Origin of the sequence: Brevundimonas sp. CEF1, assembly GCF_051353055.1 — a bacterium.
In the GTDB taxonomy this organism is placed as follows: domain Bacteria; phylum Pseudomonadota; class Alphaproteobacteria; order Caulobacterales; family Caulobacteraceae; genus Brevundimonas.
Genome location: NZ_CP195593.1, coordinates 2,844,057 through 2,870,185 on the forward strand (window position 1 = coordinate 2,844,057; position 26,129 = coordinate 2,870,185).

At 68.6% G+C, this 26,129-nt stretch carries 26 protein-coding genes; 20 read left to right on the forward strand and 6 right to left on the reverse strand.

Annotated features, from left to right (window positions below):
• Positions 1–225 precede the first annotated feature (225 nt).
• From ACR9FL_RS14380 to ACR9FL_RS14420, 9 genes are all read left to right on the forward strand, one after another.
• Complete coding sequence (locus ACR9FL_RS14380; protein WP_296174540.1) at positions 226–1,671, forward strand: protein adenylyltransferase SelO; 1,446 nt, start codon at positions 226–228, stop codon at positions 1,669–1,671.
• Between the two features lie 215 nt (positions 1,672–1,886).
• Positions 1,887–2,297 carry a DoxX family protein gene (locus ACR9FL_RS14385; RefSeq protein ID WP_296174538.1) on the forward strand — a complete coding sequence of 137 codons (411 nt, stop codon included), beginning with the start codon at positions 1,887–1,889 and terminating at the stop codon, positions 2,295–2,297.
• A gap of 150 nt (positions 2,298–2,447) precedes the next feature.
• The gene (locus tag ACR9FL_RS14390) at positions 2,448–2,933 is read left to right on the forward strand and encodes a MerR family transcriptional regulator (protein WP_296174537.1); all 486 of its coding nucleotides are present in this window, start codon (positions 2,448–2,450) and stop codon (positions 2,931–2,933) included.
• Between the two features lie 4 nt (positions 2,934–2,937).
• Positions 2,938–4,719, forward strand: coding sequence for an acyl-CoA dehydrogenase C-terminal domain-containing protein (locus ACR9FL_RS14395; RefSeq protein WP_436356071.1), 1,782 nt, complete (start codon positions 2,938–2,940; stop codon positions 4,717–4,719).
• A 132-nt stretch (positions 4,720–4,851) separates the two neighbouring features.
• Positions 4,852–6,015: an acyl-CoA dehydrogenase family protein gene (locus tag ACR9FL_RS14400; protein ID WP_436356072.1), complete on the forward strand. Its 1,164-nt coding sequence runs from the start codon at positions 4,852–4,854 to the stop codon at positions 6,013–6,015.
• A gap of 29 nt (positions 6,016–6,044) precedes the next feature.
• Positions 6,045–6,932 carry a bestrophin family protein gene (locus tag ACR9FL_RS14405; RefSeq protein WP_436356073.1) on the forward strand — a complete coding sequence of 296 codons (888 nt, stop codon included), beginning with the start codon at positions 6,045–6,047 and terminating at the stop codon, positions 6,930–6,932.
• A 49-nt stretch (positions 6,933–6,981) separates the two neighbouring features.
• Complete coding sequence (locus ACR9FL_RS14410; protein ID WP_436356074.1) at positions 6,982–7,701, forward strand: 16S rRNA (uracil(1498)-N(3))-methyltransferase; 720 nt, start codon at positions 6,982–6,984, stop codon at positions 7,699–7,701.
• A gap of 69 nt (positions 7,702–7,770) precedes the next feature.
• Complete coding sequence (locus tag ACR9FL_RS14415; RefSeq protein ID WP_436356075.1) at positions 7,771–9,132, forward strand: glutamate--cysteine ligase; 1,362 nt, start codon at positions 7,771–7,773, stop codon at positions 9,130–9,132.
• Positions 9,133–9,220: 88 nt separating this feature from the next.
• Positions 9,221–10,792: an ATP-binding protein gene (locus ACR9FL_RS14420; RefSeq protein WP_436356076.1), complete on the forward strand. Its 1,572-nt coding sequence runs from the start codon at positions 9,221–9,223 to the stop codon at positions 10,790–10,792.
• A 16-nt stretch (positions 10,793–10,808) separates the two neighbouring features.
• On the opposite strand, the gene ACR9FL_RS14425 is transcribed toward ACR9FL_RS14420, so the two are convergent.
• Both ACR9FL_RS14425 and ACR9FL_RS14430 read right to left on the reverse strand, forming a co-directional pair.
• Positions 10,809–11,660, reverse strand: a complete 852-nt coding sequence (locus tag ACR9FL_RS14425) for a metallophosphoesterase family protein (protein WP_436356077.1) — start codon at positions 11,658–11,660, stop codon at positions 10,809–10,811.
• On the reverse strand, positions 11,660–12,592 hold the full coding sequence (locus tag ACR9FL_RS14430) for a diacylglycerol/lipid kinase family protein (RefSeq protein ID WP_296174514.1): 933 nt from the start codon (positions 12,590–12,592) through the stop codon (positions 11,660–11,662). Before ACR9FL_RS14430 ends, ACR9FL_RS14425 begins: the two co-directional genes overlap by 1 nt.
• 154 nt (positions 12,593–12,746) lie before the next feature.
• Between ACR9FL_RS14430 and ACR9FL_RS14435 the strand changes: the two genes are divergently transcribed.
• From ACR9FL_RS14435 to ACR9FL_RS14450, 4 genes are all read left to right on the forward strand, one after another.
• Positions 12,747–13,094 carry a YMGG-like glycine zipper-containing protein gene (locus tag ACR9FL_RS14435; RefSeq protein ID WP_105562627.1) on the forward strand — a complete coding sequence of 116 codons (348 nt, stop codon included), beginning with the start codon at positions 12,747–12,749 and terminating at the stop codon, positions 13,092–13,094.
• Positions 13,095–13,217: 123 nt separating this feature from the next.
• On the forward strand, positions 13,218–13,679 hold the full coding sequence (locus tag ACR9FL_RS14440; protein WP_436356078.1) for an OmpA family protein: 462 nt from the start codon (positions 13,218–13,220) through the stop codon (positions 13,677–13,679).
• A gap of 122 nt (positions 13,680–13,801) precedes the next feature.
• Entirely contained in the window at positions 13,802–15,982 is a 2,181-nt protein-coding gene (locus tag ACR9FL_RS14445; protein ID WP_436356079.1) for a protein-disulfide reductase DsbD family protein, read from the forward strand.
• Between the two features lie 24 nt (positions 15,983–16,006).
• On the forward strand, positions 16,007–16,681 hold the full coding sequence (locus ACR9FL_RS14450) for a thioredoxin family protein (protein WP_436356080.1): 675 nt from the start codon (positions 16,007–16,009) through the stop codon (positions 16,679–16,681).
• A 113-nt stretch (positions 16,682–16,794) separates the two neighbouring features.
• On the opposite strand, the gene ACR9FL_RS14455 is transcribed toward ACR9FL_RS14450, so the two are convergent.
• The gene (locus ACR9FL_RS14455; protein ID WP_436356081.1) at positions 16,795–17,271 is read right to left on the reverse strand and encodes a hypothetical protein; all 477 of its coding nucleotides are present in this window, start codon (positions 17,269–17,271) and stop codon (positions 16,795–16,797) included.
• A 154-nt stretch (positions 17,272–17,425) separates the two neighbouring features.
• Here ACR9FL_RS14455 and pgi point away from each other — a divergent pair, with 154 nt between their 5' ends.
• On the forward strand, positions 17,426–19,030 hold the full coding sequence (gene pgi / locus ACR9FL_RS14460; RefSeq protein WP_436356082.1) for a glucose-6-phosphate isomerase: 1,605 nt from the start codon (positions 17,426–17,428) through the stop codon (positions 19,028–19,030).
• Positions 19,031–19,033: 3 nt separating this feature from the next.
• On the opposite strand, the gene gloB is transcribed toward pgi, so the two are convergent.
• A complete protein-coding gene (gloB, locus tag ACR9FL_RS14465; protein ID WP_436356083.1) occupies positions 19,034–19,762 on the reverse strand; it encodes a hydroxyacylglutathione hydrolase in 729 nt (242 codons plus the stop codon).
• 126 nt (positions 19,763–19,888) lie between these two features.
• On the opposite strand from gloB, the gene ACR9FL_RS14470 reads away from it, so the two are divergent.
• The 5 genes from ACR9FL_RS14470 (at position 19,889) to ACR9FL_RS14490 (ending at position 24,489) form a co-directional block, all read left to right on the forward strand.
• Positions 19,889–20,659 (forward strand): class I SAM-dependent methyltransferase, encoded by a 771-nt coding sequence (locus ACR9FL_RS14470; protein WP_436356084.1) that lies wholly within the window; start codon positions 19,889–19,891, stop codon positions 20,657–20,659.
• Between the two features lie 10 nt (positions 20,660–20,669).
• Positions 20,670–21,167 carry a SixA phosphatase family protein gene (locus ACR9FL_RS14475; RefSeq protein ID WP_296174498.1) on the forward strand — a complete coding sequence of 166 codons (498 nt, stop codon included), beginning with the start codon at positions 20,670–20,672 and terminating at the stop codon, positions 21,165–21,167.
• Positions 21,164–21,517: a DUF952 domain-containing protein gene (locus ACR9FL_RS14480; protein ID WP_436356085.1), complete on the forward strand. Its 354-nt coding sequence runs from the start codon at positions 21,164–21,166 to the stop codon at positions 21,515–21,517. Before ACR9FL_RS14475 ends, ACR9FL_RS14480 begins: the two co-directional genes overlap by 4 nt.
• Entirely contained in the window at positions 21,514–22,551 is a 1,038-nt protein-coding gene (locus ACR9FL_RS14485; RefSeq protein WP_436356086.1) for a quinone-dependent dihydroorotate dehydrogenase, read from the forward strand. Before ACR9FL_RS14480 ends, ACR9FL_RS14485 begins: the two co-directional genes overlap by 4 nt.
• Positions 22,552–22,617: 66 nt before the next feature.
• Positions 22,618–24,489 (forward strand): ATP-binding protein, encoded by a 1,872-nt coding sequence (locus ACR9FL_RS14490; protein ID WP_436356087.1) that lies wholly within the window; start codon positions 22,618–22,620, stop codon positions 24,487–24,489.
• Here ACR9FL_RS14490 and ACR9FL_RS14495 read toward each other — a convergent pair.
• Entirely contained in the window at positions 24,441–24,896 is a 456-nt protein-coding gene (locus tag ACR9FL_RS14495; RefSeq protein WP_296174492.1) for a very short patch repair endonuclease, read from the reverse strand. The genes ACR9FL_RS14490 and ACR9FL_RS14495 overlap by 49 nt on opposite strands.
• A 23-nt stretch (positions 24,897–24,919) precedes the next feature.
• The gene (locus ACR9FL_RS14500; protein ID WP_296174490.1) at positions 24,920–25,408 is read right to left on the reverse strand and encodes a peroxiredoxin; all 489 of its coding nucleotides are present in this window, start codon (positions 25,406–25,408) and stop codon (positions 24,920–24,922) included.
• 147 nt (positions 25,409–25,555) lie between these two features.
• Between ACR9FL_RS14500 and ACR9FL_RS14505 the strand changes: the two genes are divergently transcribed.
• Positions 25,556–26,125, forward strand: a complete 570-nt coding sequence (locus ACR9FL_RS14505; protein WP_436356088.1) for a YqgE/AlgH family protein — start codon at positions 25,556–25,558, stop codon at positions 26,123–26,125.
• Positions 26,126–26,129 lie beyond the last annotated feature (4 nt).

Consider the following 26,129-nt stretch of genomic DNA (forward strand, 5'->3'; position numbering starts at 1 on the left):
GCGGTCTCCGAAATCAAAAGGACTGTCGTGGCGTCAGGTTATCGACGGACGCCTGACCGGATTCGCGCGTCGGACGACGGCGCCGGCCTGGCCCCGACGCATGGCAAGCGAAGCGGGACCTGATCTCTACCTTTGAAAATAACCGACCCGCCCGCAGGTTCAAGACCAAGTCGACCGCAGATGTTGCGGTTGCGAAACGGGCGACGAGCGCGCATCTGCCGCTTCATGCCCGTCTCCCCCGCCTATCGCCCCGATCCGCGCTTCATCGACCTCGGCCCCGAGTTTGGCGATCCGGTGCAGGCCGCCGATTTTCCCCAGACGATCCTGCGCGTGCGCAACGACCGCGCGGCGGCCAGCGTCGGGCTGGAAACCCTGAGCGACGACGAATGGGTCAGTTGCTTCGGCCGCTTCGCCCCCCTGCCCGGCCAGCCCGGCCCGATCGCCATGCGCTATCACGGCCATCAGTTCCGCACCTACAACCCCGACCTCGGCGACGGGCGCGGCTTCCTGGCGGCGCAACTGCGGGAGGTGGTCGGCGCTCAAGCAGCGAGCGACCGCGCCCCTCAAGGTCGACTTCTGGACCTCGGGACCAAGGGGTCGGGTCAAACGCCGTGGTCGCGGCGCGGCGACGGGCGGCTGACGCTGAAGGGCGGGGTGCGCGAGGTTCTGGCCGCCGCCATGCTGGAAAGCCTGGGGGTTCCAACCTGCCGTATCCTGTCCCTGGTCGAGACCGGCGAGGCGCTGGAACGCAACGACGAACCCTCCCCCACTCGCGCGGCGGTCATGGTGCGGCTGTCGCACAGTCATATCCGCTTCGGGACCTTCCAGCGGGCCGCCTATTACGGCCGCAAGGATCAGATTGAGACGCTGCTGGAGCACGCCCGCAGCCTGTATCATCCCGCCGTCGCGCCCGGCGATGCGCCCGGCTTCCTGGCCGCCGTGGTCGAGGCCTCGGCGCGACTGACGGCCAAATGGATTTCCGCCGGCTTCGTCCACGGGGTGCTGAACACCGACAATCTGAACGTGACGGGCGAGAGTTTCGACTATGGTCCGTGGCGCTTCCTGCCCCGCTATGACCCGGCCTTCACCGCCGCCTATTTCGACAGCGAGGGCCTCTATGCCTTTGCGCGTCAGCCCGAGGCCGTGTTCTGGAACCTGACTCAGTTGGCCGGCTGCCTGAAGCTGATCGCCGAACCGCAGGTCGCGACCCTGACCGAGGCGCTCAACGGATTCGGTCCCGCCTATATCCGCCATCTGCGCGCCGCCTTCCTCAACCGCCTGGGGGTCAAGAGTCTCGGCGAAGCGGCCGACCAGCGACTGCTGGACGCGACGCTGGCCCTGCTGCGCGACAAGGGCGAGGCCCTGCGCTGGGAGCCCTTGTTCTTCGACTGGTTCGGCGGCTTCAGTTCCGGCGCGCGGGCGCTGGGCGGCGTGCGCGCCAAAATCTATCAGGGCGAAGCCTTCGACGCCTTCCGCTTCGCCCTGCTGGAGCACGAGCCCGACCGCCCCGAGCGGCTGGAGCACCCCATGTTCGCCGCCGCCGAGCCCGAGGAACTGCTGATCGACGAGGTCGAGGCCATCTGGTCGGCCATCGAACAGGGCGACGACTGGGCGCCGCTGCACGCCAAGCTGGCCCGCTTGGAGAGCGCGCATCAGGCCTGGGCGTCTTAAGTCATCAGTTGATGTCATCGACCGTTGACAGGCCGCTCCTGCAGGCCTAGACCACGCTCACGTCCTGCGTCGGGTTACGGGGAATTGTGGTTTCAGCCACGCCGTCGCCGCAGGTCACGCCTACCCCGGTTCACAGATTGTTACACTTCCTTGACGATCGCCTCCGGCAATCTGATCTAGCAACTGTTACCAATTCAACCCCCACGGTTTCGGCCATGACCTCGACGACCTTGACGCCTCGCTCCCGCGCAAAATCTGACTACCTGAACCTGACGCTCTGGACCTTCCAGGGCTGGATCGCGATGTTCTTCATCGCGGCCGGCTACGCCAAGCTGACGGAGTCGATGGAGAACCTGACCGTGCTGATGCACTGGCCCGCCATGGCCAGCGTCAACTTCGTGCGCGGCCTGGGCGTGGTCGAGATCGTCCTGGCCCTGATGGTGCTCAGCCCCCTGGTGTCGTGGCGCTTCGGCCGCCCCCTGCTGCTGACCGCCAGCGTCGGCCTGCTGGCCCTGCAGACCATCATGCTGATCCTGCACGGCATGGAGCTGAATGTCGGCCTGGCCCTGACCAACCTCTTCCTGATCGCCATCACGGCGCCGGTGCTGTGGTTCCGCCGCCACTGATCGCCTGACACCCATTTCCTCCCCCGGATCGGCCGCGGCGGGCGCAAGCTCTCCGCGGCCGATTTGCGTTTGCGCCCTCGTTGATCACAACTTGTCGAGGGGATCAGCGAGAAGCTTCCCTTTACGTCCGCGTCAAGTTATGGGTGACGCATGGCGACCGCTGACGATCACCGCACCTATTCCATCCGGCACCTGTGCCGCGAGTTCGGCGCCACCGCGCGCGCCCTGCGCTTCTATGAGGACAAGGGTCTTCTGACCCCTGCTCGCAAGGGACAGACGCGGGTCTATGACGCGCGCGACCGCGCCCGGCTGAAGCTGATCCTGCGGGGACGCCGCATCGGTTTCACCCTGCAGGAGATCCAGGAGATGCTGGATCTGTATGACCGCAAGGATCACAACGTCCATCAGATGGCCGTGGCCCTGCGCCGTCACCGCGCCCAGGTCGAGGCGCTGAAGCAGCAACTCGAAGACATCGAGGGTGCCATCCAGACGGCTGAGGAAGCCTGCAACTGGATGGAATCCAAGCTGGGCGAACACCGCCCCGACCTTCTGCCGGGGGCGGACGAATACGCCAACCTGCTGAGCGAACGGCTCAACCCCGACAACCACTTCCAGCCCTTCAAAGCGAGAGCGTAATCCCATGGCCTACAAGGCGCCTGTCCGCGACCTGTCCTTCGTCCTGCACGACGTGCTGGAGGTCGAACGCTACGCCAACCACCTGGCCGACGCCGATCTGTCGCGCGACCTGATCGACCAGATCATCGAGGAAGGCGGCAAGTTCGCCGAGGAAGTCATCGCCCCGATCAACCGTCCGGGCGACCAGGAAGGCTGCACCATCGCGGGCGACGTCGTCACCACGCCCAAGGGCTGGAAGGAAGCCTATCACCAGATGGTCGAGGCCGGCTGGACCAGCCTGGCCTTCGGCACGGAATACGGCGGCCAGGGCCTGCCCTCGATCGTGTCGATGGCGGTGGGTCAGTTCACGGCGGCGGCCTCGGCGGCGTTTTCCATGTATCCGGGCCTGACGGCGGGCGCCTATCACGGCATCGAAGCCTCGGCCTCGGACGAGCTGAAGCAGACCTATCTGCCCAAGATGGCGACCGGGGAATGGACCGGCACCATGAACCTGACCGAGCCGCAGTGCGGCACCGACCTGGGCATGGTCCGCACCAAGGCCGTGCCCAACGGCGACGGCTCCTATTCGATCACCGGCCAGAAGATCTGGATCTCGGCCGGAGAGCACGACTTCGCCGACAACATCATCCACACCGTCCTGGCCCGCGTCGAAGGCGCGGTTCCGGGCATCAAGGGCCTGTCGCTCTTCGTGGTGCCGAAGTTCCTGGTCAACGAAGACGGCTCCATCGGCGAGCGCAACGGCGTGTCTTGCGCCGGCCTTGAGCACAAGATGGGCATCCACGGCAACGCCACCTGCGTCATGGCCTATGAGAACGCCAAGGGCTGGCTGATCGGCGAAGAAGGCCGGGGCATGAACAACATGTTCGTGGTCATGAACGAGGCCCGCCTCGGCACCGGCCTGCAGGGCCTGGCCATCGGCGACGCCGCCTATCAGGCCGCCGTCGAGTTCGCCAACGACCGCCTGCAAGGCCGCGCCCTGACCGGTGCCAAGAACCCGGACGGCCCGGCCGACCCCATCATGGTCCACCCCGACGTGCGCCGGATGCTGCTGGAGTCGAAGGCCTTCGTCGAAGGCGGCCGCGCCTTCATCCTGTGGACCGCCCTGCAAGCCGACCTGCAGAAGTCCTCGGACGAGGCCACCGCGACCAAGGCCAAGGACTATATGGGCCTGATCACGCCGGTCCTGAAAGCCTATCTGACTGACAAGGGCTTCCACGTCGCATCCCTGGCCATGCAGGTCCACGGCGGCTCGGGCTATACTGAGCACTTCCCCGCCTCGCAGTACCTGCGCGATGCGCGCATCACCATGATCTATGAGGGCACCAACGGCATCCAGGCCCTGGACCTGGTGGGCCGCAAGCTGCCGTCGAACGGCGGCCGCGCCATCATGAGCTGGTTCGCTGACATCGATGCTTTCGTGTCTGAGAACGGCGACAACGAAGCCATCAAGCCCTTCGTCGACGGTCTGGCCGACACCAAGAAGAAGCTGCAGGACGGCACCATGTGGCTGATGCAGAACGGCATGGCCAACCCGGACAACGCCGCCGCCGCCTCGACCGACTACCTGCACATCTTCGGCCTGACGGCCCTGGCCTATATGTGGGCGCAGATGGCCAAGTCGGCGTCGGCGAAAATCGCCGCCGGCGACGCCGATCCCTACTACGTCACCAAACTGCAGACCGGTCAGTATTTCATCGAGCGCATCCTGCCTGACGCCAGCGCTCACCTGGCCAAGATGAAGACCGGCGCCGAGGTGCTGATGCAGATGCCCGCCGAGGCGTTCTAGGCCTCACATCGACGTCACCCCGGACACGGCGAAAGCCGTGATCCGGGGTCGCCCAAAACAACAAGGGTCGAGTTCAGCGGCGGTCCCGGCTCTCCGCTGCTCTACGGCCGGGATGACAGGGAAGAACCGCTCATGAACGTGCTCAACACGCCCGAACCCGACTTCATGCAGGAAGAAGAGATCTCCCTCTTCTCCGACAGCGTCGGCAAATGGATCGACGAGCACGCTCCGCCCGAGAAGTTCCAGCAATGGATCGCCGCCTCCTCGGTGCCGCGCCAACTATGGAACGACGCGGGCGACGCCGGCCTGCTGGGCCTCAGTCTGCCCGAGGAAGACGGCGGCTTCGGCGGCGACTATCGCCACGAGGTGGTGCTGATGCGCCAGCTGGGCTGGAAGGGCGCGGACCACTTCGGCATCTCGCTGCACAACGCCATCGTCATGCCCTACATCTGGCACTACGGCACGGCCGAGCAGAAAGCGCGCTGGCTGCCGCGCCTGGCCTCGGGCGAACTGGTCGGGGCCATCGCCATGACCGAGCCGGGCGCCGGCTCCGACCTGCAAGGCGTCAAGACCACCGCCGTCAAGTCGGGCGACCACTATGTCCTGAACGGCTCCAAGACCTTCATCACCAATGGCCAGCTGGCCAACTTCATCATCGTCGTCGCCAAGACCGACCCGGCCGAGGGCGCCAAGGGCACCAGCCTGATCGCCCTGGAAACCGATGGGGCCGAGGGCTTCGAGCGCGGCCGCAACCTGCACAAGATCGGCATGGAGGCCAACGACACCTCCGAGCTCTTCTTCAACGATGTGAAAGTGCCGTTGGAAAACGCCATCGGCGGCGGCGAGGGCCAGGGCTTCGTCCAACTAATGCAGCAGCTGCCGCAGGAACGCCTGAACATCGCCGTTCAGGGCGTGGCCGCCGCCGAGCGGGGCCTTGAGGCCACGCTGGACTACGTCAAGCAGCGCAAGGCCTTCGGCAAGCGGGTGATCGACTTCCAGAACACCCAGTTCAAGCTGGCCGAGGTCAAAACGAAACTGACTGTTGCGAAGGTCTTCGTCGACCACTGCATCGGCCTGCACCTCAAGGGCCAGTTGGACGCCGCCACGGCCTCGATGGCCAAATACTGGGTGACGGACATCCAGGGCGAGACCATCGACGAGATGCTGCAGCTGTTCGGCGGCTACGGCTACATGAACGAGTATCCGATCGCCCAGCTCTACAAGGACGCCCGCGTCCAGCGCATCTACGGCGGCACCAACGAGATCATGAAGCTGCTGATCGCGCGCACGCTTTAAGGCGGACCGCCGGGGCGGTATGGAGGCGCATGATCGTCCGCTCCCGCCCCGGCCCGCTGGAAATCCTGTTCGCCCTGAACGGGTCCATCCTGCCGCGCATCGTAGGGCGGCTGGCCCTGACCGTCGTCATCACCGTGGCGGCGGTCATGCTGCACCGGGAACGGCCCGATCTGCCGGTGCATCTGGCGGCGGCGCCCTTCGCCCTGATCGGGCTGGCGCTGTCCATCTTCATGAGCTTCCGCAACAACGCCTGCTACGACCGCTGGTGGGAGGCGCGCAAGCTGTGGGGCGAACTGGTCATCGCCGTCCGCGCCTTCATCCGCCAGACCGCCCTGCTGCCGGCTGAGCGCCGCAACCCCATGCTGGACGGGGTCGGCGGCTTCGTCTTCGGCCTGGCCGCCCGGCTGCGCGATCGCGACGAGACGGGCGAGATCGCCCGCTGGACGCCGGTCGAGCCCGCGCCCCACGCCACCGACGCCGCCCTGACGGGCGTGGGTCGCCAGTGCGCCGAACTGCTGCGCGACGGCCTGATCGACCCGATCCGCTATTCGGTGCTGGAGTTGCGCCTGACCGAGATGAGCCATGTCCTGGCCGGCTGCGAGCGCATCAAGACCACGCCCCTGCCCTTCGCCTATGCCCTGCTGCTGCACCGGACGGCCCATGCGTTTTGCCTCATGCTGCCCTTCGCTCTGGCCCCGGCGCTCGGCTGGTGGACGATGGCGGTGTCGCTTCTGGTCGCCTACACCTTCTTCGGGCTGGATGCGCTCGGCGACGAACTGGAAGACCCCTTCGGCGACGATCCCAACGACCTGCCGCTGGACGCCATGAGCCGGATGCTGGAGCGCGAACTGCGCCACGCCCAGGGCCACGCCGACCTGCCCCCCGTCTGGCCCGCCCGGCGCGACCGGCTGAGCTGACGCGGCTCGACGCGTGACGCGCGCCCGCGCGCCCGCTAAATCCCTGCCCATGATCCGTTTGCACGTTCAGGGCGACCTCGCCCCCGGCCTCGCCGTCGCCCCGACCCTCGATCAGTCACGCTACCTGACCCAGGTGATGCGGCTGAAGGCGGGCGACGACCTGCTGGTCTTCAATGGCCGCCACGGCGAATGGCGCGCCAGGGTGGCCGAGGTGCTGAAGAAGGGCGTCATCCTGCGCGCCGAGGAGCAGGTGCGCGAACAGACCCACGGCCCCGATCTGGAACTGATCGTCGCCGTGGTGAAGAAGGCGCGGATCGAGACCATCGTCGAAAAGGCGACCGAACTGGGCGCCGCGCGCGTCCGTCTGGCCCTGACCCATCGCACCAACGCCGACCGGCTTCGTCTCGACCGACTGGACGCCATCGCGGAAGAAGCCGCCGAGCAGACCGGGCGTCTGGACGTGCCCCTGGTCGATGATCCGGTCAAGCTAGACGTCCTGCTGGACGGCTGGGACGCCTCGCGCCGCCTGATGTTCTGCGATGAGACCGGCGGCGCGCCCGCCGCCTCCGCCCTGACCGCGGCGGGCGGGGGCAAGTGGGCCATCCTGATCGGCCCCGAGGGCGGTTTTTCGCCCGAGGAAGGCGAGCGTCTGCGCGCCCTGCCCTTCACCACCGCCGTCTCTCTGGGCCCGCGCATCCTGCGCGCCGACACCGCCGCCATCGCCGCCCTGACCCTGTGGCAGGCGGCTGTCGGCGACTGGGAACGATAGAAGTTTGCACGCCCCCTCTTGAGCGGGGCTGTATCCTCGCCCATCTAGCCGCGACAGCAGGGGTTACAGATGACCGACACGGCGCCGCTTTCGAAAGAGCAACTGATCCACGCCATGTCGAAGGGCGAGAAGCCCGCCGACCTGTGGCGCATCGGCGCCGAGCACGAGAAGTTCGGCTTCGACAAGTCCACCCTGCGCCGCCCCGCCTATGAGGGCGAGAACGGCATCCTGGCCATGCTGACCGGCCTGCAGCGCTTCGGCTGGTCACCGGTCGAGGAAGCCGGCCACGTCATCGCCCTGGAGCGCAAGAACGCCGAGGGCTTCACCGCCTCGATCAGCCTGGAGCCGGGCGGCCAGTTCGAACTGTCGGGCGCGCCGCTGCAGACCATCCACGACATCTGCTCGGAAACCGGCCAGCACCTGATGGAGGTCAAGCAGGTCGCGGACCAGCTGAACCTCGGCTTCCTCGGCGCCGGTTTCGACCCCCTGTGGCGGCGCGAGGACATCCCCGTCATGCCCAAGGGCCGCTACGGCATCATGCGCGCCTACATGCCCAAGAAGGGCGCGCTGGGCCTCGACATGATGCTGCGCACCTGCACCATCCAGGCCAATCTCGACTTCGACAGCGAAGCCGACATGGTCATGAAGTTCCGCACCTCGCTGGCGCTTCAGCCCATCGCCACGGCCCTGTTCGCCTGTTCGCCCTTCACCGAGGGCCAGCCCAACGGCTTCCTGTCGGCGCGGGCCAATGTCTGGACCGACACCGACCCGGACCGCACCGGCATGCTGGACTTCGTCTTCGCCGACGGCTTCGGCTACGAGCGCTATGCCGACTATGCGTTGGACACCCCCATGTATTTCGCCAAGCGCGGCGAGACCTATGTCGACCTGTCGGGCCAGTCGTTCCGCAAGTTCATGACCGAGGGGCTGGACGCCCTGCCGGGCGAGCGCGCCACGGCCAAGGATTGGGCCGACCACCTGACCACCCTCTTCCCCGAAGTACGGCTGAAACAGTATCTGGAGATGCGTGGCGCCGACGGCGGTCCGTGGAGCCGTATCTGCGCCCTGCCCGCCCTGTGGGCCGGCATTCTCTATGATGCGCCGTCGCTGGCCGCCGCCTGGGACCTGTGCAAGGACTGGGACATCGCCGACCATGAGCGTCTGCGCCGCGACGTCACCCGCCTGGGCCTCAAGGCCGAGGTGGCGGGCCGCAGCGTCCGTGACATCGCCGTCGATCTGGTCGAGATCGCCAAGCACGGCCTGAAGAACCGCGCCCGCTTCAGCGGCGGCATGGTGGACGAGCGCGGCTATCTGTCGGAACTGGAAGACATCGCCGACAGCGGCGTGACCCCGGCCGACCGCCTGCTGGAGCTCTATCACGGCGACTGGCAGGGCGACGTCAGCCGCATCTATCGCGACTTCGCCTACTGAAACCTGGCGACAAAAATGACGCTTACCGAAATCCGAGCTTAACGGCTGGCGCTCTAGGGTCGCGGCAGTACGCTAAGGATAGTCACTGATGACCTGCCCCCCTCAAACTGCCGCCTTGCGACAGACCGGGGCGACAACCGAAGATTCAGGCGGCGATCTGGCGACCTTCTTCGACGTCTCGCTGGACCTGCTGGTCATCCGCGATCTGGAGGGTTTGATCGTCCGGGTCAGCGCCTCCTGGGCCGCGACCCTGGGCTATCAGCCTGACGACCTGATCGGCCTGGCCATCCTGACCCTGGTCCATCCCGACGACCTGCCCGGCACCCTGGACAGCGTGATCGAGGTCGAGACGCGCCGCCCCGACGCCCCGGTCAAGGGGCACATCAACCGCTATCGCCATCGGGACGGCCACTATGTGACCCTGGAATGGCGGGCGCAGAAGTTCGGTGAGCGCATCTACGCCGTGGCCCGCGACGTGACCGCCAAGATCGCGGCCGAAAGGGCCCTGATCGAGGCCAAGGCCGCCGCCGAGGCCGCCAACCGCGCCAAGTCCGACTTCCTGGCCAATATGAGCCATGAGATCCGCACCCCGCTGAACGGCGTGATCGGCATCGTCGACGCCCTGTCGCGCACGCCGCTGTCGCCCGACCAGAGCGAAATGGTCGACCTGATCGCCGCCTCGGGCGTGACCCTGGAACGGCTGGTCTCGGACATGCTGGACGTGTCCCGCATCGAGGCCGGCAAGCTGGAGCTGGAGTTGCGTCCCTTCGATCTGGACGAAGCCCTGGCTGCGACGCTGGAAACCCTGAAGATAAAGGCTGAGGACAAGGGGCTGGCCTTCCATGTCGAGCGACCGGCCCATGTGCGCGGCGCCTTCGTCGGCGACAGTGTGCGCGTAGGTCAGATCCTGAGCAATCTGCTGTCCAACGCCGTGAAATTCACGGCCGAAGGCTCCGTTTCCGTCCGCTTCGCCATCAGCGAAGGCGACGGCGCCCCGACCCTGCTGTCGTTCGAGATAGAAGACACCGGCGTCGGCTTCGACGCCGAGCACGCCGCCCAGTTGTTCCAGCGTTTCAGCCAGGCCGACAGCAGCATCACCCGCCGTTTTGGCGGCACGGGCCTGGGCCTGTCCATCTGCCGCTCCCTGACCGAGATGATGGGCGGGCGGATCGAGGGCGCCTCGACGCCCGGCGTCGGCAGCCGCTTCCGCGTGGAACTGCCCCTGCCGCGCACCAATGACCTGACGAGACGCGATCTGGCGGCGACGCCCAGCCCGTCGCGCCTGCTGCGGGTGCTGCTGGCGGAAGACCACCCGATCAACCAGCGCCTGATCCAGTTGATCCTGGCCGACCATGTGACCGAGTTGGTGATCGTCGATGACGGGGCCCAGGCCGTGACCGTCTTCGAGGCGCAATCCTTCGATGTGGTGCTGATGGACATGCAGATGCCGGGCATGGACGGGCTGACGGCCACCCGCGCCCTGCGCGCCATCGAGGCGGCCCGACCCTCCATGCCGCCGACGCCGATCCTGATGCTGAGCGCCAACGCCATGGCCGAACACCGTGACAGCGCGCGCGCCGCCGGCGCCGACCTGCACCTGGCCAAGCCGATCACGGCCCGCGATCTGTTGACCGCCCTGGCCATGCTGACGCCGGCCTGACCTCGACAGCCGCGGGCTAGGCGTCGGCGGCTTCCATTTCGCCGGGCGTCGCCGGATCAGGCGCCGTCTCGGCCCGTCGCGTGTCCTGGCGACGCGGCAGACGCCAGACCTGATGATCCTCGAACCGACGGCCGGTCCAGACCACCGCCGTCACCACGATCTCGCGGGCGTCCCATTCGATCCGGTTGAAGCTGGGCGGCGCCCCGCGCTCGCGGTGCGACAGGGTCCCGCAACCGATGGCGTAGGAGCAGCGATCCGACAGGTCGATCCCCAATGCAAACGGCACATGGACGTGGCCGGTAGTGATCAGGTCCACCCCGGCCTCGGCGAAGATCAGGGCCGCCCTGTCGCCGCGCTTGACCTCGCCCGTCATCGGCGCGCCGATCATTTCGATCAGCGGATGGTGGCAGGCCAGGATGCGCAACGCCCCGATCGGCGCATGGCGCAGGGCCTCGGCCGCCCGACGCGTCTGTTCCAGGTCGATGACGCCCTTGGACCAGTTGGGCCGGGCCTGCCAGCCGCGCGCCGTGGTCACGCCGCGGACCATCAGATTGTCGCGCTTGAACTCATGGTCGTGAGCGGGATGTCCCGTCGCCCGCTCGAACGCCCGCCACGGCCAGAACAGCCGCGCCATCACGTCCCAGTAGGGCACGTCATGATTGCCCACCGTGACGAAGACCGGTTGCGGCATGGCGCGAACCCAGGCCCCCGCCGCCGCGAACTCCGGCGGCAGGCCGCGCTGGGTGATGTCGCCGGTGATCAGCACCAGATCGTGCGGCGTGGCGTGGGCGTAGTCGAGGGCGGCGGCGACGGCGTGCTGATGCTCACACCCGAAATGCACGTCCGAGAACTGGAGCACCCGCCCCATCAGAGACTGTCCTCGCCCGCCGGAGGGCGCGGCGCCAGGGCCATGAAGGCGCGCGGCAGGAAGCTGATATCGGCGTTGCGACCCAGAAGCATGGGCTCGCCGTCGATCACCGCCGGGATCTTCGAGCGCGCCGAAACCGTGATCGACCGCGCGCCCTGGGTCGTCACATTGGGATCGTGGCGCCAGTCGTCGAACAGGGCGTGCGCCGCCAGTCGGAACGCCTGGGCGGCGTCGGAGGTCGTCATGGCCGCCGCCTCCAGCCCGTCGCACTTGACCATGGCCTTGGAGATCAGCGGGCTGATCAGGACCAGGGCCTCGGCCCGCCGCCGCGCGCCGCCGTCCAGACTGAAGCGGATATGCCCGCTGAAGGCCCGCTTCAACGCGCGTCGTCCATACATCCAGGCCAGTTTCAGCTTGCCGGTGCGCATCGCCTCGCGCGCCGGCGCCCACAGAGCAGGCGAGCCCAGGATGGCGGCGCAGTAGAAGGCTTCGCCCTCGACCACGCCCCCGGCCACGACCAGGGGTTCGCCTTCATCCAGCGCTCGCCGCAGGGCGACCTTCCAGTCGGCCGTGCCATACAGAGCCTTGGGCAACATGTTCATGGTGCCGCCCGGCAGGGGGGCGATCAGCGGCCCCTTGGGTCCGGCGCGCGCCGCCACAGAGCGCGCCGTGCCGTCTCCGGCCAGGACGAACAGAACATCCGGCCGGGCGTCCAGGGCCGCCGCGATCTGCTCGGGAATCTTGGCCCCCTCCAGCGTCGTCACCTCGGCCTCGCAGTCATAGAGGGACAGGATGGCCTCGGCCTCGGCGGCGGCCTGGGGCCCCACCCCGCCTGACAGAGGATTGACCACGATCGCCACCTTGCGGATGGAGGCGTGAAGGGCGCGGAGGGGAGCGTCGGGAGAGGCGGCTGGCGCGGAAGCGTCGATCATGGGCGGCGAACGCCCCATTTCCCCGCCCGGTTCCGCTGAACGCGCCCCGCCGAACAAAATAATGCAAAGCTTATCGCCTTCGCCTCGGAACCGCCGCGTTTTCTCGGCGTTCTTTGGGCTTCAGGGGAGCCCCCTCGGGATGAAGGACAGATCCATGAACAAGGCGATTATCGCCATCGCCGGCGCCGGCCTTCTGGTCACCGCCTGCGCCAGTGACCCGTATTACGGCGGCGGCAACAACGAAACCGTGCGTCAGGGTGCCATCGGCGCCGGCCTCGGCGCTGTCGCCGGCGCCATCATCGGCAACAATGTCGGCGGCGGCAACGCCGCCACCGGCGCAGCCATCGGCGCCCTCGCCGGCGGCGCCGCCGGCGCCATCCGCGGCTCCAACCAGGACCGCGGCAACCAGCAGCGCTATCGCGACAATCAGGGCCGTTATTACTACTGCTACGATAACCGCCAGAGCGAATGCTACTGGGAGAACGGCCAGCGTCGCTACTAAGACGACTGGCGCCCGAAGGCTTTTCGGGTCAGGTTTCGAGGGCGGTCCGCGCAAGCGGGCCGCCCTTTTGCTTGCTGCGTCTGTTTTCCGCCCGGGGCTGGGCGTTTTCCGAGGGGCTGACTGATGAAACCGATCCTCCCTGCCGTCATCGTCGGGGGCCTTACCATGGCTCTGCTGGCCGGTTGCACCACGCCCGGCGCCTACAAGAAGCGCAGCGATCTGGTCAGCAATCCCGCCGCCTGCGGCGCCAAGCGGTTCGAGGTCTATTTCGACAATGATCAGGCCGGTCTGACCGCCGCCGCCCGGCAGGCCATCAGCTTGACCGCCACTCAGCTACAGGGCTGCGACGTCACCAAGGTCCAGGTCCTGGGCCTGGCCGACGCCCGGACCGGCACCGCCGCCGTCAACCAGTCGCTTTCCGAGCGCCGCGCCCGGTCGGTGGCCGAGGCCCTGGTCAGCGCCGGCCTGCCTGCCCCCGCCTTCGAGGTCGCCGCCGCCGGGGCCGCGGGCGCCGTGGTCAACGGCGTCAATGACCCCCTGCGCCGCCGCACCGAGGTCCTGATCGAGGCCAAGCCCAGACACTAAGTAGACGCTGAACGGGCGCTGACCTTCCCACGGGGCTGCGTCAGACCGTCTCGGGACGGTGGCTGTCGAAGCGCGCGGCGTCTAAGGTCGCGCCTCGCTTTCCTCCGAACGGTGCCGTCCTCTTGCGTCTTCTCGCCGCCCTCCTCGTCTGGCTGACCTTCGCCGCCTCGGCCGCCGCCGCGCCTTCGGCTCTGGATCAGGCGTTGAAGGCCGGCGCCGTCCCGTCCGCCGCCGGACCGCAGCGCACCGAGCGGATCGAGGCCGAACTGGTCGCCATGAGCGCCTGGGCCGCGCCCGGCTCGACTGCGATCGTGGCCATCCGCCAGAAGATCAAGCCTGGCTGGCATACCTATTGGCGCAACCAGGGCGACTCGGGCGGCCCGACCACCCTGACCTGGTCCCTGTCCGAGGGCGTCTCTCCCGGCGACATCCTGTGGCCCCTGCCCGAGCGCCAGCGGCTGCAGAGCCTGATGAACTACGGCTATTCGGGCACGGTCTTCCTGCCCGTGCCGATCGAGGTTCCGGCCTCGGCCCGGCCCGGAGAGGCGCTGGCCCTGCGCGTCACCGCCCACTTCTACGTCTGCAGCGACGAGATGTGCGTGCCCGAGGATCTCGATCTGGCGCTGAACCTGCCGGTGCGCGACGGCGCCGCCCCGCTGGACCCGCGCTTCGGTCAGGCGGTGCAGGACGTGATCGCCACCGCCCCGCGCCCCGCCGGGATCGAAGCGCGCGCCCGCTTCGCCGACGGCAAGCTGACCCTGACCGCGACCGGCGGACCCCTGGCGAACGCAGCGCCGAAGTGGGCCTACTTCTATCCGTTCGAGGGCGGCGTCATCGACCACGCCGCCGCCCAATCCGGCGAACGCGGACCGCAGGGCCTGACCCTGAACCTTGCGCCCGGTCGCGGCCTGACCGCCAACGGCCTGAAGCCGCCGCTGGCCGGGGTCCTGTCCACCGACCTCGGCGCCTGGGAGATTTCCGCTCATCAGGGCGCCTCCCTGCCCGGCGCGACGGGTCAGGGCGTCATCGGCGACGGCGACGGGGTCAAGACATCCTCCGCCGCATCGACCACAGCCGCCGACTTCGCCAAGGCCGCCCTGTTCGCCCTGCTGGGCGGACTGATCCTCAACCTGATGCCCTGCGTCTTCCCCATCCTGGCGATGAAGGCGGCGGCGCTGAGCCGGTCGGCCCATGAACCGGCCGAGGCGCGGCGCGACGGCCTGGCCTTCCTGGCCGGGGTGTTGGCGACCTTCCTCGTTCTGGCCGGTGCCTTGCTGGCCCTTCGCGCGAGCGGTCAGGCCCTGGGCTGGGGCTTCCAACTGCAGTCGCCGGGCGTGGTCGCGGCTCTGTCGCTGCTGATGCTGGCGGTGGCCCTGAATCTGTCGGGCGTCTTCCACGTCGGCGCCGGCTTGCAAGGCGCCGGGCATGGCCCGCTGGCGCGTCTGCCGGGCGCGACGGGCGCCTTCTTCACCGGGGTTCTGGCCGTGGTCGTGGCCGCGCCCTGCACCGCCCCCTTCATGGCCTTTGCCCTGGGCGCCGCCCTGCTGATGGCCTGGCCGATGGCGTTGGCGGTCTTCCTGATGCTGGGACTGGGTCTGGCCCTGCCCTATGTCCTGATCAGCCTCAGCCCGCGCCTGCTGTCGCGCCTGCCCAGGCCGGGGCCGTGGATGGAAACGCTGAGGAACCTCCTGGCCTTCCCCATGTATGGCGCCGCCCTGTGGCTGGCCTGGGTCTATGGGCGTCAGACCGCCGACGCTCTGGCTCTGCTGTTCGGCGCCGGCCTGATGCTGGCCCTGGCCCTGTGGCTCTATGGCCGGTCTCAGGCCGCCAGCGGCAAGGGCCGCCTCGCCGGGATCGCCGCCGCCCTGTCCCTGATCGCGGCGCTCGGCCTCGGCGTTCTCGCCGCCCGCGCCGCGCCGGCTTCGAGCGAGGCCGCCGCGTCCGCCTCCGCCCATCTGCCGTCGCAGCCCTGGTCCGAAGCCGCCGTGCAGGCCGCCCTGGCCGAGGGCCGTCCGGTCCTGGTTAACTTCACCGCCGACTGGTGCGTCACCTGCAAGATCAACGAGGGCGCGGCCCTGTCCTCGCCGCGCACGGCCGAGGCCATGCAGGCGGCGAACGCCGTCTATCTGGTCGGCGACTGGACCCGCCGCGACGACGCCATCACCGCCGAGTTGCAACGCCACGGCCGCTCGGGCGTACCGCTCTATCTGCTCTACCAGCCCGGCCAGGCTGCGCCGCGCATCCTGCCCCAGCTTTTGACCGAGGGAACTGTCGTCGGGGCCCTGAAGGACGCCGCCCGCTGACTTTCATCTGAAGGAGACTGCCCGATGTTCCGCCTGCTGACCGTCGCTTCCGCCTCGCTTCTCCTGCTCGCCGCATGCCAGCAGCAACCCGCCGCCGCGCCGGACAAGGCCGCGCCCGCCGCGACCGAAACCGCGACGCCCGCCGTCGCCGGGCCGGGCGACATGGCGCCGGCCTTCACCCTGGTCGATGCCGAGGGCGTCCAGCGCTCGCTGGCGGATTTCAAGGGCAAGACCGTGGTGCTGGAATGGACCAACGAAGGCTGTCCCTTCGTGAAGAAGCACTACAGCGGCGCCATGCAGGCCTTGCAGCGCGACGCCACCGCCGACGGCGTGGTCTGGCTGACCATCATCTCTTCGGCGCCCGGAACCCAGGGCTTCGTCGAGGGCGAGGCGGCGAAGGCATGGAAGACCAAGCATCAGGCCGCCTTCACCCATCTGTTGCTCGATCCGACTGGCGAGGTCGGCAAGCGCTATGACGCCAAGACCACGCCCGACATGCGCATCATTGATCCCGAGGGGCGTCTGATCTTCGTCGGCGGCATCGACGACAGGCCCACCAACAAGGTCGAGGACCTGGCTGGCGCCCACAACTTCGTCCGCACCGCCCTGGCCGACGCCAAGGCCGGCCGTGCCGTCCAGACCGCCTTCGCCCAGCCCTACGGCTGCTCGATCAAATACCCGGAAACAGTCGAGAGCTGAGGCGCTTCTTTCCGGGCCTCAAGCAGCCCAACGGGCGATAGGCCCACCAACAAAGCAGGCCTCAAGTAGCCCGAAGGGCGGTAGGCCCAAAATAAAGAAACCCTGCCGGTCGGCTACGCCGCCGGGTGAGGCGGCGAGGTGATGACCTCGACGTTGTCGTTCAGCAGATAGGCCAGTTCTTCCAGCGCCACCTTGCGCTCGGCGGCGTTGGGGGCGGCTTCGACGGCGGCGACCTTCTTGGGCATGTCTTCCGAGATGCCGCGCAGGATGCATTTCAGATCATTGTCAGTGCCGCGCTCCTTGAGCACCAGATGGCCCTGCAGGTCGCGGGCGGCAAGATCAGTCGCCTGGGTCTTGAAGCCAGTGAAGGCGGCACCGGCCATGAAGCCGTCAGCGTCGGCCTCGCCCGAGGCGATCCAGCCGTCGACGATGGATTTCAGCGAGCCGGAACGTGCGACCAGATCGGCGAACAGAGGCTCATGCGCGACCGAAACCGGAGCGTCGGCGGCGACGGGCGGCTGGGCGGCGGCTTCGGCCACGGACGGATCGCTGAGCATCAGCACGGCGGCGAGAATGATTCCGCAGGACATGGGGGCATCCCTTTCACTGGCGTTCGGCCTGGAATTTCCTCGCGGAAACCCATGTTGACCGGTCTTTGATTGAACTCTTCTAGGCCTGAGCCATAAACGAAGGGTTGCAAGCGCCATGCCGAACCTGGCCGGACGCTGAACGGGGGAGACGACGATGCCGCACGCCGCCTGGACCGAACTGGAAGCCGTCGCCCGCCGGGACGCCGACGCTCGCATCAGCGATCAGTTCGCCGCCGACCCGGATCGCCTGTCGCGTCTGACGGTGGACGCCGCCGGTCTGCATCTCGACCTGTCCAAGCAGAGCTGGACCGCCGCCGGCTTCGACGCCGCTCTGGCCCTGGCCCGCGCCGCCGACGTGGAGGGCCGTCGCGCCGCCCTGTTCGACGGCGAGGCCGTCAACGCCACCGAAGGCCGGGCGGTGCTGCACCCCGCCCTGCGCGCCCCCGCCGGCGCCGACTTCCACGCCCTGGGCGAGGTCGTGTCCGCCGAGGTGGACGCTGTGCGCGGCCAGATGCGCGACTACGCCCACGCCGTCCGGTCCAGCATCGAGACAGGCGCGACCGGACGGTCGTTCGAGACCGTGGTCCATATCGGGATCGGCGGATCGGATCTGGGGCCGCGCGTGATCTGGGACGCCCTGCGCCCGCTCGATCCGGCCATCGACGTGCGCTTCGTCGCCAATATCGACCCGCGTGACATGGCTGAGGCCCTGACGGGGCTGGAGCCGGAAACCACCCTGGTCGTCGTCGTCTCCAAGACCTTCACCACTCAGGAAACCCTGGCCAACGCAGAGGTCGCCAAGGCCTGGCTGGCGGCGTCCCTGCCCGCCGACGGCATGGACAAGCACTTCATCGGCGTCACCGCCGCGCCTGAACGCGCCGCCGCCTTTGGCTGCGGACGCACCTTCGCCTTCCGGGACTGGGTCGGGGGGCGCTATTCGCTGTGGTCGGCGGTCAGCCTGAGCTGCGTCATCGGCCTGGGCTGGGACGTCTTCCAGGGCTTCCTCGACGGCGCCGGCGAACTGGACCGGCACTTCCTCGAGGCCCCGCTGGAGGCCAACGCCCCGGTCCTGCTGGCCCTGGCGCAGATCTATAACGTCGACGGCCTGCACCGCCCGGCGCGCACCGTGGCCCCCTACGCCCACGCCCTGCGGCGTCTGCCCGCCTTTCTGCAGCAGTTGGAGATGGAATCGAACGGCAAGCGGGTGCGTCGCGACGGCGCGCCGGTGGGACGCCAGACCTGCCCCGTCGTCTTCGGCGAGCCCGGCACCAACGGCCAGCACGCCTTCTTCCAGCAGATCCATCAGGGGCCGCAGGTGGTCCCGGCCGAGTTCGTCATCGTCGCTTCTACACACGGCGAACAGTCGGAGAGCCCGCTGTGGGCCAACGCCCTGGCTCAGGGTCAGGCCCTGATGCAGGGCAAGACCGAGGCTCAGGCCCATGCCGAACTGATCGCCTCGGGCGCTTCCGAAGCCGAGGCCGACCGTCTGGCCCCGCACAAGACCTTCCCCGGCGACCGCCCCTCGACGGCCATCCTCATGGAACGGCTGACGCCGCAGGCGCTCGGCGCCCTGATCGCGCTCTATGAGCACAAGACCTTCGTCGAGGGCGTAATCTGGGACATCAACAGCTTCGACCAGTGGGGCGTCGAACTGGGCAAGGTTCTGGCCAAGGCCGTGCTGAAGGATGTGGCGGCGGGCGCGCCGTCGCCTGACCTCGATCCCTCGACGGCGGCCCTGCTGACGCGGCTGCTGCGCTAGACCCTAGCCCCGAAACCCGTCCTTGGCCGCGCGGCGGGCGGCGAAGTCGGCGGCGTCGGCGGCGCGCAGGAAGGGATTGAAGGCCCGCTCCACGCCCACGCGGGTCGGCACGGTCGGCTCGCCCCGCTCGCGGGCGGCGAAGATCGCCTCGGCATGGGCCTTCATTTCCGGCCGATCGTCCAGGCTCAGCGCGAAACGGGCGTTCGAGGCCGTGTATTCGTGCGCGCAATAGAGCGTCGTCGTCTCGGGCCAGGCCTTGATGCGGCTCAGGCTGTCCCACATCTGCTCAGGCGAGCCTTCAAACAGGCGACCGCAGCCCAGGGCGAAGATGACGTCGCCAACGAAGGCCAGATCGTCCTCGACCGCCCGATAGACCACGTGGCCCAGGGTGTGACCGGGCGACAGCACCACCTCAAACACGGTCTCGCCCATCCGCACGACGTCGCCATCGACCACGACGCGATCCAGAGGCGCGGCGCGACGGACCTCTTCGGGGCCGACGATTTCGCAGCCGGTCTCGGCCTTCAGCCGTTCGTTGCCGCCGGTATGGTCAGGGTGCCAGTGGGTGTTGAGGATCAGGTCCAGCCGCCCCCACCCCGAGGCCTCGATCTCGGCCAGAACGGCCTCGGCGTCGGGCGTATCCACGGTGGCGACCAGACCGGTCGCCTCGTCGCGGATCAGGAAGCCGTAGTTGTCGGACAGGCAGGCGAACTGGCGCACGGTCAGGGTCATGAACCTATTGTAGCAGGCAAGCGGTCGAAGCGCCTCAACCTACCCGTTCATCCCCGCCTCTGCGGGGACGAGCGGAAATCACAAGGTCCAGCCGACATTCATCGCGATTTCAGCCATAATGCCCCCATGCGCCGCAGCATCGACGATCTTCGCACCTTCTACGGCGAGCCGACCGGGGCGCTGGTGCGGCGCGTGCTGGCGCGAAGGCTGGACGACGCCTGGGGCGAGGCCGAGGGCTGCGACGTCCTGGGTCTGGGCTACGCCACGCCCTGGCTGGACGGCTTCATCGGGGCGCGGCGTGTCATAGCCGCCATGCCAGGCGGACAGGGCGCCGAACAATGGGCGACAGCGGGGCGCAACCGCACCCTTCTGGTCGATGAAAAGCGCCTGCCCTTCGCCGCCGGGACCTTTGACCGCATCCTGCTGGTCCATGCCCTGGAAGAGGCCGACGATCCCCGCGCCCTGCTGACCGAGGCGGTGCGCGCCCTGGCCCCCGCCGGACGCATCATCCTGGCCACGGCGGCGCGCGGCGGCATGTGGGCGCGAGCGGAAACCACCCCCTTCGGCCACGGCCGGCCCTTCACGCGCGGTCAGCTGGAGCGGCTGGTGCGCGAGGTGGGGCTGGAGCCCGCCGCCTGGTCGCAAGCCCTCTATGTCCCGCTCTGGCGGCCCCTGCTGCCGATGGCCGACGGGATCGAGCAGGTGGGCCGCTGGGTGTTTCCGGGGGCGGCGGGTCTGATCATGCTGGAGGCCACGCGCCAGTCCTATGCCCGGATCCGGCCGCAGGGCCTGGCCCAGGCGGTCCTGGCGCCGCGTCCCGCCCTGACCCCCTCACCGGCCTCGCGCGACCATGGGCCGCCCGCCCATGCTCTGGTCGGCGAAGGCAAACGGCCTTAAGGCGAAGGCCATGCAGCGACTGATCATCATGCGTCACGCCCAGGCCGAGAAGAGCGCGCCCGGCGGCGACATCGACCGCCCCCTGTCCAAGCACGGCCGCCACGACGCCCTGGCCATGGGCCGGGCCCTGGCGGAACGCGGCCTGCGTCCCGACACCGCCCTGGTGTCCAGCGCCCGGCGCACGCATCAGACCTGGGACGCGGTCAGCGAGGCCATGGGCGACGTCGAGGTGCATCTGTCGCCCGCCCTCTACAACGCCTCATCCGACACCCTGCGCCGCGCGGTCGAGGCCGCCGAGGACACAGCCGGCTGCCTGCTGCTGGTGGCGCATAATCCCGGCGTGCATCAGTTGGCGGTCGAATACCTGATCGAAAGCGCCGCCTCGCCCGGCGTGCTGGACAAGATGAGCGGCGGCTTCCCCACCGGGGCGGCGGCGATCTTCACCGTCGATGTCGCCGGACGCCCCTCCTATGAGGGCTGGCTGACGCCGCACGATCTCGAAAAATGACCGACCTGCCGACCACCGCCTTCAAGATTTTGAGCCGCGCCGACTGGCGGGCAAGCCTGGCCGAGGGCGCCTATGACGGCTCGGCCGTCGATCACGCCGACGGCTATATCCACCTGTCCGACGCCGACCAGTTGGCCGTCACCGCCGCCAAGCATTACGCGGGTCAGAGCGACCTGATGCTGGTCGAGGTCGATCTTACAGCCCTGGGCGACACCCTGATCTGGGAGCCCTCGCGCGGCGGCGCCCTTTTTCCCCACATCTACGGCCCCCTACCGGTCTCTGCGACGCGGAGCGCACGCGCCCTTTCGGTGACGGACGCGGGCGACATGATCCTGAGCGACAATCCATGAACCTGACCGACCTCGGCGCCGTTCTCCTGCGCCAGATGGACCCCGAGACGGCGCACCGTCTGGCCATCCGCGCCCTTCAGATCACACCCCTGCCCGCTCCGGGCGCCGACGATCCCATCCTGAAGACCCGCATCGCCGGGCTGGAGATGTCCAATCCCGTCGGTCTGGCCGCCGGTCTGGACAAGAACGGCGAGGCGCTGGACGGTCTTTCGCGTCTGGGCTTCGGCGCCGTCGAATGCGGCTCCGTCACGCCGCGCGCCCAGGCCGGCAACCCCAAGCCCCGCCTGTTCCGTCTGTCCGAAGACCGCGCCATCATCAACCGCATGGGCTTCAATAACGAGGGGCTGAAGCCCTTCGGCGCCCGCCTGGCGCGGCGACCGACCCGCACAGCCATCGGCGCCAATCTGGGCGCCAACAAGGAAACCGAAGACAAGGCGGCTGACTATGTGATCGGGTTGAGACGCCTGGCGGGCCTGGCCGACTATTTCACCATCAACATCTCCTCGCCCAATACGCCGGGATTGCGCGCCCTGCAGGGCCGCGAGGCGCTGGACGACCTGCTGGGCCGCATCAACGAAGCCCGCCCGACTGACGGCGCCCCCGTCTTCCTGAAGATCGCCCCCGACCTGATCGGCGAAGAGATCGGCATGATCGTCGAGGCCTCTCTGGCGCACCAGATCGACGCCCTGATCGTGTCCAACACGACGCTGGAACGCCCCGCTACGCTGAAGTCGGGCTTTGCCGGCGAGGCCGGCGGCCTGTCGGGCGCCCCGCTCAAGTGCTTCGCCCAGAAGGCGCTGGAAGCCGCCGCCGAGGCCGCCGCCGGGCGTCTGCCCCTGATCGCGGTCGGCGGCATCGCCAGCGGCGCCGACGCCTGGGCCCGCATCCGCGCCGGCGCCTCGGCGGTGCAGATCTATTCGGCCCTCATCTATGATGGCCCCGGCCTGGTCGGCGCCATCAAGCGGGATCTCGCCGCCCGCCTGCGCGCCGAAGGCTTCCGCCACATTTCTGACGCGGTTGGCGCCGGCCGTTGACGGAGCATTAGGGCAAGCGACGGCATCATGGCTTCGATGGGCGAAATCGCCTGCTCGGAAAGTCGCATGACGCAAACCGCCGCCGACGCCCCCACCATCTGGGCGCCCGCAATCCGCCAACGCCGCAAGGCGATGCTGCAACGCATCGTCATGGGGGCGGCGACCGCGCTGGTGTTCAGCCCCATGCTGGGCTGGCGCTTCAGCGCCATCTGGCTGGTGCTCTACACCCTGATCCAGTTTCTGGAGGCCGAGGTCTTTCGCCCGGTCGTCTCCGGCGAGGTGACGGAGCCGACCGGTTGGCGCGGCGTCTATGGCGATCTCGTGCTGATCCTGAACGCCGGCTTCTTCGGCGTCATGGCCGTGCCCCTGTGGGTCGTCGGCGGGGCCATGGGCGGCGTCGCGGCCTCGGTCCTATTGTCCGCCGGCATGATCAACTCGGTCATCATGTCCGCAGGGTCGATGCGAATCTTCGCCTGCACCGTCCTGCCTCAGCTGGCGATCTTCGCCCTCACGCCCCTGTTCATGGCCCGGATGGGCGCCGCCCCGCACATCGTGACCGCCGTGTCGGTGGCCATCCTGTCCTACACCGTCTTCTGTCTGAACACGCGGCGCCACCTGTTCCGCGCGAACCGCGCCGAGACCGAGGCCCGGATCGAGGCAGACCGCAAACGCGCCGAGGCCGAGGCCGCCATGGCCAGCCGCAGCGCCTTCCTGGCCGCCGTCGCCCACGACCTGCGCACCCCGATCAGCGCCATCCTGACCGGCGCCGCAGAGCTGGACCGCGGCGACAAGACGGGGTCATCGTCTCGTCAACAGGTCGCCCTGATCACCGACGCCGGTCTGATGATGAAGGACCTGCTCGACGATCTGCTGGACCACGCCCGCCTGGACGCCGGGCGGATGAATGTCGAGAGCCGGGATTTCGACCTGCGCCTGCTGCTGTCGCAGACGGCCCGCCTGTGGGCCGGCCCCGCCAGAGCCAAGGGTCTGCGCCTGCGGATGGAAGGCGCGCGCACCCTGCCTGGAATGGTTCGCGGCGACGCCATGCGGCTGCGCCAGGTCCTGAACAACCTGATCTCCAACGCCATGAAGTTCACCGAGACCGGGTCGATCACCCTGGGCCTTCAGTCCTGGCCCGACGAGCATGGCGCCCATGTTCTGCTGATCAATGTGGCCGACACCGGTCCCGGCATGGGCGCGGAACAGTTGGCGCGCCTCTTCACCCCCTTCGATCAGACGACGGACGGCGTCGCCGCCCTCTACGGCGGATCTGGCCTAGGGCTGGCGATCAGCCGCGACCTGACCGAGTTGATGGGCGGCCGGCTGACCGTGCGCAGCGCGCCCGGCCAGGGCGCCGTCTTCACGATTTCACTGGTTCTGCCGCGTGGAGCGGGCGAGGACATCCAGACCGCCCTGACGCCCGAGGCCCGCGGCCTGGTCGCCAAGGCCCTGTCGCGCCCGACGCCGCTCTCGCCCCAGCCGGAGCCCCAGGTTGTCGAAACGCCGCCGCCGGTCGAGGACGCGTCATTCGACGAACGCCCCTTGCGGGTTCTCGTGGTCGATGATCACGCCATCAACCGCCGCGCCATCCAGTTGATCCTGCAATCGGTCGATTGCGAAATCGCCATGGCCGAGGACGGTCTGGCCGCGCTGGAGGCCTGCAATCGGACAGCGTTCGATGTCGTCTTCATGGATGTGCGGATGCCGGAACTGGACGGACGCGAAACCACGCGTCGCCTGCGCGCCGGGGGCGGGCTGAACGCCGCCGTGCCGGTCATCGCGGTCACCGCCGACACCGCGCCGGAAGACATCGCCGCCTGCACCGCCGCCGGAATGAACTACTTCGTCTCCAAGCCCCTGACCCCTGGCTCGCTGCTGGGCGCCCTGTCTCAGGTGCTGGAAGAGGCCGCTGTCGTCGCCGAGAGCGCGGCGGCCTGACCCCCTTCGATCTCGGCTAAAAGGTCATCGGCCAGGCCGGGGTCCCGCAGGCGGCATTCCCACACCGTCACCACGCGCCAGCCGGCGGCGGACAGCTCCGCCGCGACACGGGCGTCGCGCGCCCGGTTCCTGTTGATCTTGGCGATCCAGTAGTCGGCGTTGGCTTGGGGTTTTCGCGCCCCGCGCGGGCAGTCGTGGCCGTGCCAGAAACAGCCGTGAACGAACAGAGCGACCTTGCGCCCCTTCATCACCACGTCGGGCCGTCCGGGCAGGCCGCAGCCGCCCAGACGGTAACCGATCCCGGCGGCGCGCAGCATCCGCCGGACCTTGAGCTCGGGCGCGGTGTCGCGCCCCTTCACCCGACGCATGACCGCGCTGCGTTTTTCCGGGGTGAAGACGTCCGTCATGGCTCAGACCATGACGGTCAGCATCAGAGCTGGGCCAGCAGGTGCTCGGCCGAGGACACCTTGAACTCGCCGCCCTGTTCGATGTTCAACTGATCCACCACGCCGTCCTTGACCAGCATGGAATAGCGCTGCGAACGCTCGCCCATGCCGAAGCCCTTGGCGTCCAGGGCCAGGCCGACGTTGCGGGTGAAGTCGCCGTTGCCGTCGGCCAGCATGATGATGTCGTCCGTGCCGTTCAGGTCGTTGGCCTGAGCCCAGGCGCCCATGACGAAGGCGTCGTTGACCGACAGGCAGGCCACGGCGTCCACGCCCTTGGCGGTCAGTTCGGCGCGGTTGTCGACATAGCCCGGCAGGTGGCGCGCCGAGCAGGTCGGGGTGAAGGCGCCGGGAACGGCGAACAGGGCGACCGTCTTGCCGCCGAATAGTTCAGCCGTGGTGACCGGCTTGGGGCCGTCGGCGGTCATGGTGGTCAGGGTCGCGTCGGGGATGCGGTCGCCGATCTGGATGGTCATGGGGGTCTCCGGGCTGAAGGGCCCGGGGAATCCGGGCGGCGTTCAAACGTCAGATAGAGACGCAAGCAAGGATCGCCAAGCGGGCTTCGTTCCCCGCCTCACGCGTCATGTCTTGCGCGGGACCCTCCCGCCCCCGATGATAGGGGCATGACCGCCTTCTCCTCCCTGACCGGGCGTCTTCTGGTGGCCATGCCCGGCATCGACGACGACCGCTTCCGCCACGCCGTCATCCTGGTCTGCGCCCACGACGACGAACACGCCATGGGGCTGCGGCTGGACCAGCCCGCGCCGGGCGTCACCCTGTCCGAAGTGCTGAAGAAGCTGGACACCCCCGTCACCGACGCCATGTCGGACCGCTCGGTGCTGATCGGCGGCCCGGTGGAGCGCGAGCGCGGCTTTGTCCTGCACACCGACGACTGGACCAACGACGATGTGAGCCTGACCTTCGGCGACGGCCTGGCCGTGACCGGCACCCGCGACGCCCTGGCCGCCATGGGCGACCCTGAAGACGGACCGCGCCAGTCGATCCTGCTGCTGGGCTACGCCGGCTGGGGCGAGGGTCAGTTGGAGGAAGAACTGGGCGAAAACGTCTGGCTGACCGCTGACGCCGATCCCGAACTGATCTTCGACGCCGACTATCAGACCAAGTGGGCGCGCGCCCTGGCCGGCCTGGGCGTCGACGCCGCCCGCCTCTCAGCCCAGAGCGGGCGGGCCTGAAGCG

Bases quoted from the DNA above. Each gene is read 5' to 3' on its own strand.
- ACR9FL_RS14380 (WP_296174540.1), top strand. From the start codon at position 226: ATGCCCGTCTCCCCCGCCTATCGCCCCGATCCGCGCTTCATCGACCTC.
- ACR9FL_RS14385 (WP_296174538.1), top strand. From the start codon at position 1,887: ATGACCTCGACGACCTTGACGCCTCGCTCCCGCGCAAAATCTGACTAC.
- ACR9FL_RS14390 (WP_296174537.1), top strand. From the start codon at position 2,448: ATGGCGACCGCTGACGATCACCGCACCTATTCCATCCGGCACCTGTGC.
- ACR9FL_RS14395 (WP_436356071.1), top strand. From the start codon at position 2,938: ATGGCCTACAAGGCGCCTGTCCGCGACCTGTCCTTCGTCCTGCACGAC.
- ACR9FL_RS14400 (WP_436356072.1), top strand. From the start codon at position 4,852: ATGAACGTGCTCAACACGCCCGAACCCGACTTCATGCAGGAAGAAGAG.
- ACR9FL_RS14405 (WP_436356073.1), top strand. From the start codon at position 6,045: ATGATCGTCCGCTCCCGCCCCGGCCCGCTGGAAATCCTGTTCGCCCTG.
- ACR9FL_RS14410 (WP_436356074.1), top strand. From the start codon at position 6,982: ATGATCCGTTTGCACGTTCAGGGCGACCTCGCCCCCGGCCTCGCCGTC.
- ACR9FL_RS14415 (WP_436356075.1), top strand. From the start codon at position 7,771: ATGACCGACACGGCGCCGCTTTCGAAAGAGCAACTGATCCACGCCATG.
- ACR9FL_RS14420 (WP_436356076.1), top strand. From the start codon at position 9,221: ATGACCTGCCCCCCTCAAACTGCCGCCTTGCGACAGACCGGGGCGACA.
- ACR9FL_RS14425 (WP_436356077.1), bottom strand. From the start codon at position 11,660: ATGGGGCGGGTGCTCCAGTTCTCGGACGTGCATTTCGGGTGTGAGCAT.
- ACR9FL_RS14430 (WP_296174514.1), bottom strand. From the start codon at position 12,592: ATGATCGACGCTTCCGCGCCAGCCGCCTCTCCCGACGCTCCCCTCCGC.
- ACR9FL_RS14435 (WP_105562627.1), top strand. From the start codon at position 12,747: ATGAACAAGGCGATTATCGCCATCGCCGGCGCCGGCCTTCTGGTCACC.
- ACR9FL_RS14440 (WP_436356078.1), top strand. From the start codon at position 13,218: ATGAAACCGATCCTCCCTGCCGTCATCGTCGGGGGCCTTACCATGGCT.
- ACR9FL_RS14450 (WP_436356080.1), top strand. From the start codon at position 16,007: ATGTTCCGCCTGCTGACCGTCGCTTCCGCCTCGCTTCTCCTGCTCGCC.
- ACR9FL_RS14455 (WP_436356081.1), bottom strand. From the start codon at position 17,271: ATGTCCTGCGGAATCATTCTCGCCGCCGTGCTGATGCTCAGCGATCCG.
- pgi (WP_436356082.1), top strand. From the start codon at position 17,426: ATGCCGCACGCCGCCTGGACCGAACTGGAAGCCGTCGCCCGCCGGGAC.
- gloB (WP_436356083.1), bottom strand. From the start codon at position 19,762: ATGACCCTGACCGTGCGCCAGTTCGCCTGCCTGTCCGACAACTACGGC.
- ACR9FL_RS14470 (WP_436356084.1), top strand. From the start codon at position 19,889: ATGCGCCGCAGCATCGACGATCTTCGCACCTTCTACGGCGAGCCGACC.
- ACR9FL_RS14475 (WP_296174498.1), top strand. From the start codon at position 20,670: ATGCAGCGACTGATCATCATGCGTCACGCCCAGGCCGAGAAGAGCGCG.
- ACR9FL_RS14480 (WP_436356085.1), top strand. From the start codon at position 21,164: ATGACCGACCTGCCGACCACCGCCTTCAAGATTTTGAGCCGCGCCGAC.
- ACR9FL_RS14485 (WP_436356086.1), top strand. From the start codon at position 21,514: ATGAACCTGACCGACCTCGGCGCCGTTCTCCTGCGCCAGATGGACCCC.
- ACR9FL_RS14490 (WP_436356087.1), top strand. From the start codon at position 22,618: ATGACGCAAACCGCCGCCGACGCCCCCACCATCTGGGCGCCCGCAATC.
- ACR9FL_RS14495 (WP_296174492.1), bottom strand. From the start codon at position 24,896: ATGACGGACGTCTTCACCCCGGAAAAACGCAGCGCGGTCATGCGTCGG.
- ACR9FL_RS14500 (WP_296174490.1), bottom strand. From the start codon at position 25,408: ATGACCATCCAGATCGGCGACCGCATCCCCGACGCGACCCTGACCACC.
- ACR9FL_RS14505 (WP_436356088.1), top strand. From the start codon at position 25,556: ATGACCGCCTTCTCCTCCCTGACCGGGCGTCTTCTGGTGGCCATGCCC.